Below are 12,951 nucleotides of genomic sequence, written 5' to 3'. Positions count from 1 at the left end.
CGGGACGGCACCGTTCCGTCCGGGAGACAGGGTGAGACCGCGGTGAGAGACCGCGAGGGCGAGGGTGAGAGACCGCGAGGGCGAGGGTGAGAGACCGCGAGGGCGAGGGTGAGAGACCGCGAGGGCGCGCCGCTCTGTGGCGCGCTCCAGGCCGCGCCGCTCCAGGCCGCGCCGCTCCAGGCCGCGCCGCTCCAGGGCGCGCCGCTCTGTGGCGCGCTCCAGGCCGCGCCGCTCCAGGGCGCGCCGCTCTGTGGCGCGCCGCTCTGTGGCGCGCTCCAGGCCGCGCCGCTCCAGGGCGCGCCGCTCTGTGGCGCGCCGCTCTGTGGCGCGCTCCAGGGCGCGCCGCTCCAGGGCGCGCCGCTCCAGGGCGCGCGCTAGGAAATGGAACGTGGAGCGCGCGGTCTTCACGGTCTCGACCGACTGTGGTGAACACGCAGTGTGAGCGCCTTCATGAGCCGGCGTTCACGGTCCAGCCCGTGAACCAGCGCGTGAACCGGTCTCCGTGAACAGCGTTCCAGCACGCGTTGGGAACGGGTCCTGGGGCGTTGGCAAGGCGTTCCTACCTGCGTTGGTAGGAGGACTCCCGTCCGTGCGGGGAACGGGGTTTTACCGCGTGGGCAGATGGGATCCCACCTGCGCGGGAACGGGTACCCGCACGTGTTGGGAAACACCTTGCTACTCGCATTGGTAGAAGGGTCCTGCCCCGCGTTGGGAACGGCTTTCCTGCTCCCGTTGGGAACGGGTGCCAACGCGTGCTGGAACGCTGTTCACGGAGACCGGTTCACGCGCTGGTTCACGGGCTGGACCGTGAACGCCGGCTCATGAAGGCGCTCACACTGCGTGTTCACCACAGTCGGTCGAGACCGTGAAGACCGCGCGCTCCACGCTCCATTTCCTAGCGCGCGCCCTGGAGCGGCGCGGCCTGGAGCGCGCCACAGAGCGGCGCGCCCTGGAGCGGCGCGGCCTGGAGCGGCGCGGCCTGGAGCGGCGCGGCCTGGAGCGCGCCACAGAGCGGCGCGCCCTGGAGCGGCGCGGCCTGGAGCGGCGCGGCCTGGAGCGGCGCGGCCTGGAGCGCGCCACAGAGCGGCGCGCCCTCGCGGTCTCTCACCTCGCCCTCGCGGTCTCTCACCCTCGCCCTCGCGGTCTCTCACCCTCGCCCTCGCGGTCTCTCACCCTCGCCCTCGCGGTCTCTCACCGCGGTCTCACCCTGTCTCCCGGACGGAACGGTGCCGTCCCGACGGCACCAGTAGGCCGGGACACTCGTTCCGGCCGGGACACCGGATCCGGATCTGACCGGGACACTCGTTCCGGCCGGGACACCGGATCCGGATTGTGTCCGGACGCCGGATCGTCCGGGACACCGGATCCGGATCCATCCGGACCCGACGGCCTGTCGTCTGTCCCCGACGCTGTCCCCGTCTGTCCCCGACGCTGTCCCCGTCTGTCCCCGACGCCCCGTCGTCCGGACCCGTCCGGACCCGACGCCCCGTCGCCCGGCCCCGACGCCACCGGCCCCACCCGTCGGCCCAACAGCCCGTCCCCGCCGCAATCGACACCCAGGCATACGAAAACCCGACCAGCGTCAGTAAGAGCGGCAGCGCCGCTCAACCCTCTCCCGAATCCTGGGTCGTCTACGGGCGACCAAGGGGCCGGGTGAATCTTCTATTTGATGCGATTCAGGTCAGAGCGGGGGTGGGCGGGGCGGGAAGAGAAGTTCTCCTCGGGACGAAGCCTGATGCCAGGGCCGACAGCGTTCAGCGCCCACCTGTATGCGGGGGGGTGCTTGCCTGCGTGCGGTCGGAGCCGGGATGGGGTTCGCCTCAACCGGAGGGGGCAGAGGCTCGGCAGCGGAGGCCCGTAGCCTCTTGATCGCGTAGGAAGGGGTCCTGCCGTTGCAGGGTCCGCGTGAGTGGGAGCGGGCCTGCGTGAACGACGCGCAGGCAAGGTTAAGTTACGTTTTGCTCCTTTTGTCCGCTTGAGGAAATGGTGTTCTGCATCACATCCAGATTCGCGTACACGGCGGGCAAGCACGTCTGATAGGTCTAGACATCTCATGCCCCGACGCGCTAAGCGGAATCTCCTTCTTCGGATCGATCGGCTGCCGGAGCGATCCTCTGGCAGCGTCCGATGCCGTGATGCAGCTCGCGCTGGACGCGGCGGTGGCAGCGGGGCACTGGGGCTTTCGGTAAGCGGACATGACTGCGGGCGGCGCCCCCACGGTGGGGGTGCCGCCCGCAGGGCGGTGTCATCGTCTCGTCAGCGGTCGTTGTGCGGGGTGTAGGCGGTGGCGGGGTCGTAGCCGCCAGCCAGCAGCTCCTGCGCCTCCTTGCGGATGTCGCTGGCCACGGTCCGGCCGACGCCCACCGCGGCCTCAATGTCCGTCAGGGCGACGACGTCGACGTGGGCGGCGTTGCCTCCGGCGGCCAGGATCATGCGGGCCACCTTGCGGGCCTTGCGCTGGCGCGGGGTGAGGTCGGCGTAGTCGTCGGCCGTGGCGGCCTCGGCCTCCAGGACCGCGATCTGCCGCCGGGCCTCGGCCGCCCGCGCCCGCTGCACCTCCGCGTCGGCTTCGGCCTGCTGGGCGTCCAGGATCGCCTGCGCCTTCACCGCCTTCTGCCGCTCCTCCTCCATCTCGGCCTCCGCCGCCCGGGCGCGCTCGGCCTTCGCGTCGGCCTCGGCCTTCGCCGCCGCCAGCTCGTCCTCCTTGGCCCTGCGGGTGGCCTCCGCCGCGTTGCGCCGGGCCTCGGCGGCGCGCTCCGTCTCCAGCGCCTCCTCCTCCAGGTCCGCCGCCCGGCGCTCCGCCCGCTGGCGGCGGCGCTCCGCCTCCGCGTCGGCTGCGGCCTTGGCCGCCGCCAGCTCGTCCTCCTTGGCCTTGCGGAGGGCGGACGCGGTCTCCGCCTTCTGCCACGCCTCGGCCTCGATGTCGGCGGTCAGTTCCGCCACCCGGCGCACCCGCTCCGCCTCCACGCGGGCGCGCTCCGCCTCTGCCCGCGCTCGCTCCGTCGTCGCGTCCGCTTCGGCCGCGGCCGTTCCGGTCTCGGCTGTGACGCGGTGCCGTGCGGCCTCTACACGTCCGGCCGTCTCCAGCTTCTTGATCTCCAGTTCCGCCGCCCGCTCGGCGGCCTCCGCCTCGGCCAGCGCCTGGCGCTCCTCCTCGGCGCGGGCCCGCTCGGCCGCCTCGGCCTCCCACTGCGCCGGCAGCGCGAGCGCCTGCTCCACGGTGAAGCCCTTCGGGGCCATCGTCATGGGCAGGAGCTGCACGTCGGTCGCCTTGGACAGGTCGCCGCCCAGCTCCTGCTTGAGCCACACGCGGTAGCCCTCCAGGTCCTGCTCCCGCTTGACCATCTCGCCGTAGGAGCGGACGTTCGCCAGCCGCATCCGCCGGTACAGGCGCATGGTCGAGGACGGGGCCAGCGCCCAGCGGTGCAGCGGGATCCGCTCGGTGGCCGTGCCGTCCTCGATCTGCGCGGCGTGCAGGACGAGGTGGCGCAGGGCCTCCACGCCGACGACGAACAGAATCGGCATCAGGCCGTGCCACAGGGCCCGTACGGGGTCCTCTGCCAGGCTCACGCCGCTCTTGCCGCCGCTGGTGGAGTTGAGCACCACGGTGGCCAGCGTCATGGCGTGTGCGGCGAACCGCAGCAGCGGCTTGGGGATGCGGCGGTGCGTCAGGTACAGGTCCAGCGCGAGGAAAGCGAGGATCGCGCCGTCGATGCCGATCGGCACCCAGTACGACAGGGAGTGCGAGAAGCCCTTGGCCTCGGCGGCCTGGCGCAGCGTGTCGTACGAGGAGGCGAAGCCGACCCCGGCCACGACCAGCATGCCGAGCGCGATCACGGCGGCCAGGAGCCGGCCGGGCCACTTCCCCAGGCGGCCAGGCCCCCGGCCACCCCCGGCCGGCGTCGTCTCCCAGCCGTCCGAGGTGGCCTCCCCGGCCGGCGGAACGGCCCCGGCCGCACCGGTGGCGGCCCCGGCCGTGGACACCCCTCCCCGGCCCTCCCCGGGCCGCCTCGGGCCACCCAGTCCCCGCACGGCCGGAGCCGTCTCCGATGCTCCCGGAGCGGCCGGGGTGGCCGCCGGAATGGCCCCGGCCGCAGCCGGAGCGGCCCCGGCCGTGGACACCCCGCCCGGCCGACTGTGCTCTTCCGTCAGCGCCTTGTGCATCCCGGCAGTCTGCACCCCGGCCACCGGAGCCGGAGCACCGACCCGCGCATCCGGAGCGGCACGGCGCGTTCCCGGAGCCGTGCCCGGTGCGCCCGGAGCGTCTCGGGGGCGGTCGTGGGCGGGCGGGTCGTCGGGGGTGTGGGAGCGGGACTGCGGGTAGGTTGCGTGCTGCGTCACGGGAGCGTCTCCTCCGGTGTCGTGATCGGGACCGCTGTTGCTGCCGCGGTCTGGCCGGCCGGGCCGGGAGCGCCGAACTCCCGGCCCGGCCTCATCGGTCGAGCAGGTAGTAGGGGAAGGGCCGGTCCTCGATCCGGACGCCGAAGCTCTTGATCCAGTACCAGTGGAACGGGAACCGCGGGGCCCGCAGCGTGCGCAGCGCGACGGCGCGGTGGTGGCCGTCGGCGACATACACGTCGCCCCACCGGTCCGAGACCCCCAGGATGAGCGGGACGCGCAGGCCCTGACGGGGGATCGACTCCAGCAGTCCGGCCACGATCTGCGCGTCCTTGTCGCGGCGCTCGAACCTGCGGTGCGCGTCCTCCCACCACATGTACTCGGTCGGGCGGATCGCGTCGTCGCTGAGGAGCGTGGTCGGCAGCGTGCCCAGGTAGCGGCCCATCGTGGCGGTCACCTGCCGTTCTTCGTCGTCGAGGACGCCCGGCCCCACCACTTCGCGTGGTTGTGGTTGTGCGTGACGTAGGTGTCGCCGCCGCCACGGCGTGCGCCGGCCCCGGCCAGGAGGAGCAGGGCCAGCACCCACACCGCGCCGCTGGTGGTGACGGCGGCGAGCGGGGCCAGGAACTGGCCCAGCCCCCAGCCGACGCCGGCCGCCGCCGCGCCGGTGCCCACGCCTCCGGCGAGGACGAGCTGCGCGCGGGAGTCGATGAGCGGCTGCGGGGACAGGTCCCGGGGCGGCGTGGCGGGCACGGCCGCCAGGAGGGCGTCGGCCTGCGAGCGCAAGACGGGCACCATGCGGCCGTAGGCGTCCGGCACATACACCACCGGCTCGGGGCTGCGGCGCTCGCCGTACAGCTCCACCGGGCCGCTCAGCGGCGCCTGGAGGGGCGCCTCGTACGGCTCGGGAAGGGGCGCGGCCGGGCTGTAAGGGCGGGGGTCGAGGGGGTGGGACACGGCACGTGCTCCTCACATTGCGTAACTGTCAGGCGGGTGTCAGGGAGGGTCGTTTCTGACAGTCAGAGGCCGTTGTCAGGGCTGTCACGTGCACTGTTCCGTGACTTCTCTATAGGCCCCCGGCGGGCCTGACTGTCGAACGTCAGGCCCGACCGTGACTGTCAGGCCGTCACATACGGTGACGGCTAGGCGGGCTGGAGAGGGGAGTGGAGGATCGTGTACTCGCCGTGCCCGTCCCGGCGGATGACGCCCGTCTCGACGAGCCGCTTCAGCTCGCCCTGGAGCCACGGGCGCTTGCGGCCGGCGGCCACGGTCGCGGGGATCAAGTCGGCGGGCTCGAACTCCAGGCGGCCCTGCTGCACCCAGCCGTCCAGCTCCACGCAGAGGATGTGCCGGGCCTCCTCGGTCGACGGGCGGTCCTGCTCCCCGAACGCCATCTCCGAGTCGGGGTCGGCGTCCGGCACGTCGTCCTCCAGGCGGAGGTGGGCGTAGTCGGCGTCCGGCTCGGGGTCGCCGGGGATGGCGCCGAGGATCTCGGCGCGGGCCTCCTGGAACTCCACGGCGGCGGCCTCCTCGTACTCGGTCATGTCGGCGTCGTCCTCCAGGACGTAGGCGGAGCGGTCAGTGACGGCACCCGGAACCGGGGACAGGGCAGCCGGAGCGGACACGGCCGGGGCCGGAGCCCCGGCGACGTAGACGCCGTGTCCGGCGGAGGCCAGCAGCGCGAGCGCCTGCCGCGCCGGCTCCTCGATACCGGGCGTCGTGCGGTTGGTGCCGTGGTGCGAGCGCTGCGCGTAGGCCTGGCCCAGCGCGGCGGCGGTCGCCTCATCCAGCGGATCCCGAACCAGGGCGCCGGCCGTCACAAGGGCGGTCAGCGTCTCGCGGTGGGTCAGGCAGGAGCGCACCTCCGTGGTCCACCGCTCCTGCGGGATGCCCATGCCGGTGGAGAAGGCGTAGCCGGGCCGGTCGGAGCCCCACGAGGGGATCGCGCCGGAGCCGGTGACGGAGTCCGGGAGGCAGAACGAGGCGTCGCCCGGGTCGTCCACGCCGAAGCACGCGGTTGCCTGAAGGTTGGCGCGTACGTCGGTGGAGACATTGGTCCAGGTGGCGCGCTGGAGGCTGATCACCAGCCAGATCCCGACCGACCGCGCGGCGCGGGCGATCTTCTCCAGCTCCTCGAAGTCGGCGAGGTCGGCGGCCTCCTCCAACCAGACCACGACCGCGTTCAGCGACGAGGCGGGCGTCCACTGGTCCAGGCCCTCGTCGGCGAGGACGTCGCCGCGCGCCTTGATGGCGGCGGGCAGCGACCGGATCAGCCGCTTGGCCTCCTTGGGGTCGGTGACGAACCAGTCCAGCCCGTCCTTGATGTGTCCGACCGTCTGGCGGCCCTTGGCCACGTCGACCAGGAAGACTGACAGCTTCCGGCGGCACATCAGGTGGGCGAGGACGGTGCGGCAGAACTCCGACTTGCCCGCGCCGGTCACGCCCATCACCAGCAGGTGCTGGAGGATCGCGGCGGCGAACGGGTTGATCGCCCACACCTCGCCGTCGGCGTACAGGCCGACCGGGATCAGCTCGGTGGGCAGCAGGCCCAGCAGCGCGGGCGGGGCGAACGGCACGCCGTCCTTGAGCAGGTCGGCCACCCGCAGCGAGATCGTGCCGCGTGCCGCGTTCTCCGGGTCCGGGGTGACCACCACGCCGGACGGCGGCACTTGGAGGGCCGCCGCCACCTTCTCCGTGGTGGCCTGGATCGCGGGCACGGAGCCGCCGGCTTCGACCTGCACGGCGGCCTTGACCGTGCCCTTGCCGGTGCCCTTGGCGTCCTTGACCTTGACCTTCTCCCAGCCGATCGCCTCGGCGAGCGCGGCCAGGCCGCCGCCGTTCGTCTCCTCGACGTCGCCGGAGGCGCCGTTGCGCAGCAGCTGGCGCACGTTCCAGGACGCGGCCATCAGGCCGCCGCCGATCAGCCAGGCGTCCAGCACCGGCGACCCGAAGGGGCCGGCGGCCGTGGCGCAGGTCAGCCAGCCCATCCCGGCCGCCACCGAGGCGGTGGCCTGCGCCCGCCGGAACTTGCCGAACTTGGTGGTGGCCGGGGTGGTCTTCCACGCGACCGCCGACAGGCCGGCCCCGCCGACCGCCAGCGCGGCCGACGCCAGCCCCGCCGACAGCGGCTCGCCGCCCCACATGGTGTTGGTCGCCCACCCGGCCAGCGGCGGCAGGGTCGCGGTCGCCGCCCACGGCGAGACGTAGGGCAGCGCCTTGCCCGCCAGGTGGCCGACGATGTGCCCGAGGAACCCGCCCCGGCCCACCGGCACGATCTCCGTGCTGTTCACCGCAGCGGCGGCGGCGACGGTCTTCTTGCGCAGTGCCATCGGTCAGCCCTCCCCGATCGTGAACGTCGGACGGGTCTGCTTGCCGTTGCGGCGCTGCTTGGCCTCCTGCTCCGGCTTGACGAAGTGCCGGTCAAACGCCCACGCCATCTTCAGCGCGCCGACCCCGAGCGCCTTCGCCGCCTCCGCGCTGACCTTCAGGTGTGCGGAGACCAGGCGGGCCTTGACCCGGGACGCGGCGCCGAACGTGAACCACTGGCCCTTGTACTGGGACAGGACGCCGTTGATCTCCTCGGCGCGCATGCCGAGGATCAGGTGCAGCTCCCGCCCGAGGTGGTTGATGGTCTTGGCCAGCGCCAGGATGTCCTTGTCCGAGCGGATCTCGATCCGCTCCACCATGTAGATCAGCCGGTCGCCCTGGTGGCGGTCACTACCGCCGCCGGCGGCCGCACCAGCCGCGCCACCGCCGCCGTTGCCGCCACCGCCGCCGTTCCCACGGCCGTTGACGTTGACGTTCACCGGCGGCACGAACGACGAGCCGAGCCCGCCGACGAACCCGCCGGCCGCCGCGCCCGCCGCACCGGCCGCGCGGGCGGCACGGCCCGACCCGTTCGGCTGGCGGGGCGGCTGCGTGAGGCGGGGCGGCGCGGTCGGGCGCGGCGGCGCGAACGCCGGGTCGTCCTGCCAGTTGTACGGAGTGCTGCTCACTGGTCGTCCTCCACGATCGTCGCGCCGCCGAACCACAGCGGCTGGCGGACCTGCACCAGGTCCAGGTCAGGGTCATCGGGGTCGCAGGCCGCCTCGGCCCGCTCGATCAGCTCGTGCGCCGCCAGAAACCGGGCGGTGGCGACGGCGGCGTACAGGTCGGTCGGCCCTAAGCGGGTCCGGGTGGCGAGGCGCAACGCCAGCCGCGCGATCTGCGCGCCGCGCTCGAGCGCGGCGGCCGCACGGTCCAGCAGCGAGATACGGGTCTGGCCGTACATCAGCCCACCTCGCCGTCGGCGTCGTCGGTGGCGGGCAGGGCGGCGGCGATGGCGGCCCAGGAGCGGGCGGTTTCTGCCCACGTGGCGCCGGCCGCCGCGTACCGCGCCACCTTCGGGTGGTGGTCGAAGCTGTGGGCATAGCGCTCGGCCTCGATGGCCAGCTTCTTCGCCTGGGCCGCGGCCTCCACGGCCTCCTGGAGGATCTGTTCGCGAGTGACGCGGGATGCGGTGTTGTCGGCCATGCGTGTGCCCTTCGGGGTTGGGGGGCCCGGTCGGTGGCCGGGCCCCGGGGCCGGGCTGTCCGGTCCCTGCGCCACCGCCAGCCCGAGTCGGGGCTGGTGATGACGCAGGGCCGTCAGCCCTGGCACTCGCACTCGCATCCGCGGCCGGCGCACCGTCCGCAGTCCTGGCACGAGTCGCAGACCTTGCAGTGCCGGCAGCCGCGCAGCACCCGCGGCCAGCAGTTGCACATGCTGGGCTGCCACGGGTCGGCGGGGCCGAACAGTCCCATCTGGCCGGCCGTCGGGTCAGTGATCGTGGTCGGGACCGGACGCGGCTTCACACGGCGCGGGCTCACCGGTCGCCCTCCTCGGTCTCTTTCGGGGTCAGCACCCACGCCACGGCGAGCACGCCCAGGGCAAGGACGGCGAACAGGTTCAGCAGCTGCCGTTCGCCGACCAGCAGCGCCCAGAACTCGGCACCGATCAGCGCCAGGCACACCAGTCGTCCGGTCCGCCAGATCACCGGGCACCTCCCGCCCTCACCAGGCGGTCCGAGTCGGTCCACACCGAGCCGACCGCGAACGGCTGGCCGTCCGCACGCAGCACGTCCTTCACGATCACCGCGAACCGCGCCGCACGGCGCTTGAGCAGCCGCGCCGCCTCGGCCGGGTCCGTGACCAGGGCCAGCACCTCGAACGCCCCGTCGCTGTTGGTGTAGATCGCGCCCGGCTGGCGCGGCCCGATCTGCGCCTGCATCTCGTCGCCCGTCATCGGGCATCCCCAGCCTGCTGCGCCTGCTGCTGGGCCCGAAGGGCGGCGGCCTGCTGGCGAGCGGCCTCGGCAGCCGCAGCGGCCTGCTGGGCCTGCTGGATGTGGTAGTTGGCGGCGGGCTCGGACGCGGGAATGCTGCTGCTCATGCCGCCGCTCCGATCCACGACGCCAGCCGCGCCACCGCGGAGGAGTCGTCCTCGTAGTCGGTCAGCAGCTCGCGCCGCACCCGCGCCGACGCGTAGTGCCGCGCCACCCGGCGCCGCGCCTTCTGGGCCAGCAGCCCCGCCGGCCGCGCCACCTCGTTGCCACGCAGCAGGTACTGCCACGCCTCCACCCACACGTCCTGCGCGAGGTCCTCGACCAGGTCGACGTCCCCGAGGCGCACCGTCCGGGCGACGACGCCCTCGACCATCGGCGCGTACTCCGCGAACCAGCCCGCCAGCAGCTCCCGCGCCACGACGTCCTCCGGACGCGACGCGCCACCCACCACCCGGTACGGGTGCGGACCACGCGGACGCTGCGGCAGCGGCTCCTTCGTCTTGCCATGCTCATCAGCGCGGGGGGCCACCTGCGCTAACGGCCTCTGATCTGCCACGATCGACACGTTGGATCTCCCTCTCATCCAGGGGGTTCCGACAGCGGCCTCGGTGTTGGAGCACCGGGGCCGCGTCACGTTGACGGACCGCTGAAGGTACGACGCGATCCATCGCTAGGTACTCGGTGTACCTAGCGACGAGAACGAAGGTACATATAGACACCGCAAGCGTCAATCGTTGTACCTTGGCGCGTCATTGATGTACCTTCAGGGGAGTACCGCCTACAGGACGAACCAGGAGTAGCCGTGCCATACAGGTCAGCGGGGATGGGGTACGCCGACGTGGCGAACCATTTCCGCGCACGCATCAAGAGCGGGGAGCTCGCCCCTGGCGACGCTCTCCCCTCCGTAGCCGAGATCAGGAACCAGTTCGACGTGGCGGCGAAGACCGTGAGCCGTGCGCTGGGAGTCTTGAAGAGCGAGGGCCTGGTCACCTCGCGAGGTTCACTGGGGACCGTGGTGGCCAAGTCCCCGCTCGTCATCACGGGGACAGACAGGCTGGACCGGATGTCCCGGAACGGTCGCCGGTACGCACCCGGAGAGACCTCCTCCGGCCACCGTGTCATGAGGCGGTCGGTCCATGACGCCGATGTATGCAAGGCGCTCGACCTTGAGCCCGGCGACGAGGCCGTCATCCGCATCCGGGTTTTCCGGCAGGACGGCCGGCCCACCTCGATCGGAGTCTCCGTCTACCCGCCCCACACCGTGAACGCGGTGCCCGAGCTGGCGGAGGACGAACGTATGATCCGGCAGTTCGACGCGCTGTACACCGAGCGGACCGGCCGCGAAGTGACAAAGGGGCAGCGCGCTGGACACGTCCGCCACGCGTCACAGGACGAATTGGATGCGCTTGAGATTGACGCGCCCCCTCATGCTGCCGTGCCCGTAATGGTGGTCACGGTCACCTTCCACGACGACGAAAACGCTCTCGGGTATTGGGAAGACGTTTATGCTCCGGGCTCGCGCGTTCCAATGTCCGAGTAGAGAATTCCCCCGGCTTTCTTCTACTGCACGGGATGAAGTTCTCCTCACTCCGTTGCACTGGCGTTCTCTGAAAGGCCAGCGGGCAAGCGCTACGAGTCGAAGCGGAGCCTTAAAAGAGGGTTTTGCGCAGGCATCTGGTCACAACATTCTCGGAGTGGTGATCCGTCCGGACCACGCCTTTACCAGAAGCCCCCCCCTAGAGCTCCGCGCCGTAAACCGAGCACTCGCCATCAACGCAGTACGGCAGCATGGCAACGCAAAGGCCCCGCCGAGGCGGGGCCTGTACGTCCGTCGACCGGTTGCCGCCGGGAGCGACGGTGAAGCACACGAGATCGAGTGGAGGTGCGCTCCCCTTGAGCGTACGAGATGACCGAGCCAGCAGGCCACAGCGCACGTGGATCAGGACGGGTGACCCTCGGCACTGGCGGGTGATCGTCCAGGAGCACCCGTTGTTCGGTGACGAGCGGGTGTCGCTGACAGCGCGCGGGGTGTTCGCGCGGATCACGACTGTGCCAGTGGGCGAGACGTTCACCGCGGCGACTCTGGCGGCCGGCACCGACGAGGTGGCGACGGCTCAAGCTGGGCTGGACGAGCTGGAGGCACACGGCTACCTGGCGGAGGTGGCCCGATGAGGAAGCGCGTAAGCAGGCCGCCTCGATTCGTCGCACTGGACAACGGAGCGGTGGACACGCTGCGGTCGATGACCGCGAAGGGTCTGCTGGCCACACTGATCCGGGCCAAGGACGGTGATGACGTCACCGTGGAAGCCCTGTGCAAGACCCACGATGAGGGCCGCGAGACGCTCACGAAGGCGATGCGGACTCTGGTGGAGGGCGCGTTCGTCGTGAAGTTCAAGATCCAGCGCGAGAAGTCCGAGGACGTGGAGTTGGAGGACGGCAGGACGGAGACCAAGCGCGGTGGCTCCTGGTACACGACGTTCACCGTCGACTCCATCCCGTTCACCCAGGACGACGTGGCCGCGATGCTGGAGGACACCTACAGCGCAGGCAATGTGAAGGCCGTCCGGGTCGAGCCCGCGCACCTGGACCCGCGCAAGGCGTCTTCACGACCGACCGCGGGAAAGCCGTCGGTCGGTGCGAACAGTGCCGATACCAAAAAACCGCAGGTGGGACCGACCAACGGGAAACCGACCGTCGGTCGACCGACCGTCGGTCGCTCGGCGGCTAAAAAGATCAAGACTGGTGAGGAAGAAGACTCTCTCTCTGGCGCGCGTGACTTGCGTGACCGTCCGGGAGAGAGAGAAGCGGCTTCGCTGGAGGGAGCGGTGCCTGAGCCTCGGGGTGAGCAGCCGGAGCCGGGGGACCGTCCGGGGGACCGGATCGCACGGCGGTGGGCTGCGGAGCGGCAGGCGCGGGGTGTGTTCACGTCGCCGGACCGGGTGGGTGCGTTGGCACGGGAAGCGGACGCACTGCTGGCGGAAGGCCAGTCGGTGGAGCGCCTGGAGCGTGAGGTGTCGGTGATGGCGGACCACCCGACATGGGTGTCGTTGGTGCGGCACATGGAGTCGGTCCGGCCTGTCATGGCGGCAGCCGGCGGTCGTGGGGTGCGGCCGCGCGGTCCTGGTGAGGGACTGTCGGCGGCGGCGCGGGCGATTTTGGCGCAGGGGTCGGGCCTGTGATCGGCGTGGACGAGCAGCGTGAGGCGGAGCTGCGGGAGGCCGCCGAGGCGGTGCTGGGCACGCTGTTGCACGCGGAGGCCAAGGACCTGGCGCCGGATCTGATCAGCGCGCTGACGCCGGAGCAGTTCCCCGA

The 12,951-nt window shown here is 72.0% G+C and carries 16 protein-coding genes; 3 read left to right on the top strand and 13 right to left on the bottom strand.

The genetic code is table 11. From position 1 onward, the window contains the following. The 13 genes from RIN80_RS23000 to RIN80_RS22940 form a co-directional block, all read right to left on the bottom strand. A partial coding sequence (locus RIN80_RS23000; RefSeq protein ID WP_309097543.1) for a hypothetical protein occupies positions 1-408 on the bottom strand: 408 nt, incomplete at its 3' end. Positions 409-895: 487 nt separating this feature from the next. Continuing rightward, positions 896-1,108 carry a hypothetical protein gene (locus tag RIN80_RS22995; protein ID WP_309097542.1) on the bottom strand — a complete coding sequence of 71 codons (213 nt, stop codon included), beginning with the start codon at positions 1,106-1,108 and terminating at the stop codon, positions 896-898. 1,148 nt (positions 1,109-2,256) lie between these two features. Continuing rightward, entirely contained in the window at positions 2,257-3,984 is a 1,728-nt protein-coding gene (locus tag RIN80_RS22990; protein WP_309097541.1) for a DUF2637 domain-containing protein, read from the bottom strand. A 448-nt stretch (positions 3,985-4,432) separates the two neighbouring features. Further along, positions 4,433-4,795, bottom strand: a complete 363-nt coding sequence (locus tag RIN80_RS22985; RefSeq protein ID WP_309097540.1) for a ParB N-terminal domain-containing protein — start codon at positions 4,793-4,795, stop codon at positions 4,433-4,435. Beyond that, positions 4,792-5,295, bottom strand: a complete 504-nt coding sequence (locus RIN80_RS22980) for a hypothetical protein (protein WP_309097539.1) — start codon at positions 5,293-5,295, stop codon at positions 4,792-4,794. The genes RIN80_RS22985 and RIN80_RS22980 overlap by 4 nt, the downstream gene beginning before the upstream one ends. A 185-nt stretch (positions 5,296-5,480) precedes the next feature. Next, a complete protein-coding gene (locus tag RIN80_RS22975; protein ID WP_309097538.1) occupies positions 5,481-7,667 on the bottom strand; it encodes an FtsK/SpoIIIE domain-containing protein in 2,187 nt (728 codons plus the stop codon). A 3-nt stretch (positions 7,668-7,670) separates the two neighbouring features. Next, a complete protein-coding gene (locus RIN80_RS22970; protein WP_309097537.1) occupies positions 7,671-8,333 on the bottom strand; it encodes a hypothetical protein in 663 nt (220 codons plus the stop codon). After that, positions 8,330-8,608: a hypothetical protein gene (locus RIN80_RS22965; protein WP_309097536.1), complete on the bottom strand. Its 279-nt coding sequence runs from the start codon at positions 8,606-8,608 to the stop codon at positions 8,330-8,332. Before RIN80_RS22965 ends, RIN80_RS22970 begins: the two co-directional genes overlap by 4 nt. Then, positions 8,608-8,850: a hypothetical protein gene (locus tag RIN80_RS22960; protein ID WP_309097535.1), complete on the bottom strand. Its 243-nt coding sequence runs from the start codon at positions 8,848-8,850 to the stop codon at positions 8,608-8,610. The genes RIN80_RS22965 and RIN80_RS22960 overlap by 1 nt, the downstream gene beginning before the upstream one ends. A 331-nt stretch (positions 8,851-9,181) precedes the next feature. Beyond that, positions 9,182-9,352, bottom strand: coding sequence for a hypothetical protein (locus tag RIN80_RS22955; RefSeq protein ID WP_309097534.1), 171 nt, complete (start codon positions 9,350-9,352; stop codon positions 9,182-9,184). Beyond that, complete coding sequence (locus tag RIN80_RS22950) at positions 9,349-9,600, bottom strand: hypothetical protein (RefSeq protein WP_309097533.1); 252 nt, start codon at positions 9,598-9,600, stop codon at positions 9,349-9,351. Before RIN80_RS22950 ends, RIN80_RS22955 begins: the two co-directional genes overlap by 4 nt. Then, complete coding sequence (locus RIN80_RS22945; protein ID WP_309097532.1) at positions 9,597-9,746, bottom strand: hypothetical protein; 150 nt, start codon at positions 9,744-9,746, stop codon at positions 9,597-9,599. Before RIN80_RS22945 ends, RIN80_RS22950 begins: the two co-directional genes overlap by 4 nt. Next, positions 9,743-10,057 (bottom strand): sigma factor, encoded by a 315-nt coding sequence (locus tag RIN80_RS22940; protein ID WP_309097531.1) that lies wholly within the window; start codon positions 10,055-10,057, stop codon positions 9,743-9,745. Before RIN80_RS22940 ends, RIN80_RS22945 begins: the two co-directional genes overlap by 4 nt. Positions 10,058-10,462: 405 nt before the next feature. On the opposite strand from RIN80_RS22940, the gene RIN80_RS22935 reads away from it, so the two are divergent. The 3 genes from RIN80_RS22935 to RIN80_RS22925 all read left to right on the top strand — a co-directional run bounded on the left by RIN80_RS22935 (position 10,463) and on the right by RIN80_RS22925 (position 12,818). Then, the gene (locus tag RIN80_RS22935; protein ID WP_309097530.1) at positions 10,463-11,179 is read left to right on the top strand and encodes a GntR family transcriptional regulator; all 717 of its coding nucleotides are present in this window, start codon (positions 10,463-10,465) and stop codon (positions 11,177-11,179) included. 428 nt (positions 11,180-11,607) lie between these two features. Next, entirely contained in the window at positions 11,608-11,811 is a 204-nt protein-coding gene (locus RIN80_RS22930) for a hypothetical protein (protein WP_309097529.1), read from the top strand. Positions 11,812-11,879: 68 nt separating this feature from the next. Further along, entirely contained in the window at positions 11,880-12,818 is a 939-nt protein-coding gene (locus tag RIN80_RS22925; RefSeq protein ID WP_309097528.1) for a hypothetical protein, read from the top strand. Positions 12,819-12,951 lie beyond the last annotated feature (133 nt).

The sequence above is a fragment of the Streptomyces sp. genome, from assembly GCF_031181705.1.
Classification (GTDB): domain Bacteria; phylum Actinomycetota; class Actinomycetes; order Streptomycetales; family Streptomycetaceae; genus Streptomyces.
This window is presented reverse-complemented; position numbering and strand designations above follow the sequence as displayed.

Bases quoted from the DNA above. Each gene is read 5' to 3' on its own strand.
- RIN80_RS22975 (WP_309097538.1), bottom strand. From the start codon at position 7,667: ATGGCACTGCGCAAGAAGACCGTCGCCGCCGCCGCTGCGGTGAACAGC.
- RIN80_RS22965 (WP_309097536.1), bottom strand. From the start codon at position 8,608: ATGTACGGCCAGACCCGTATCTCGCTGCTGGACCGTGCGGCCGCCGCG.
- RIN80_RS22960 (WP_309097535.1), bottom strand. From the start codon at position 8,850: ATGGCCGACAACACCGCATCCCGCGTCACTCGCGAACAGATCCTCCAG.
- RIN80_RS22950 (WP_309097533.1), bottom strand. From the start codon at position 9,600: ATGACGGGCGACGAGATGCAGGCGCAGATCGGGCCGCGCCAGCCGGGC.
- RIN80_RS22945 (WP_309097532.1), bottom strand. From the start codon at position 9,746: ATGAGCAGCAGCATTCCCGCGTCCGAGCCCGCCGCCAACTACCACATC.
- RIN80_RS22935 (WP_309097530.1), top strand. From the start codon at position 10,463: ATGGGGTACGCCGACGTGGCGAACCATTTCCGCGCACGCATCAAGAGC.
- RIN80_RS22925 (WP_309097528.1), top strand. From the start codon at position 11,880: ATGACCGCGAAGGGTCTGCTGGCCACACTGATCCGGGCCAAGGACGGT.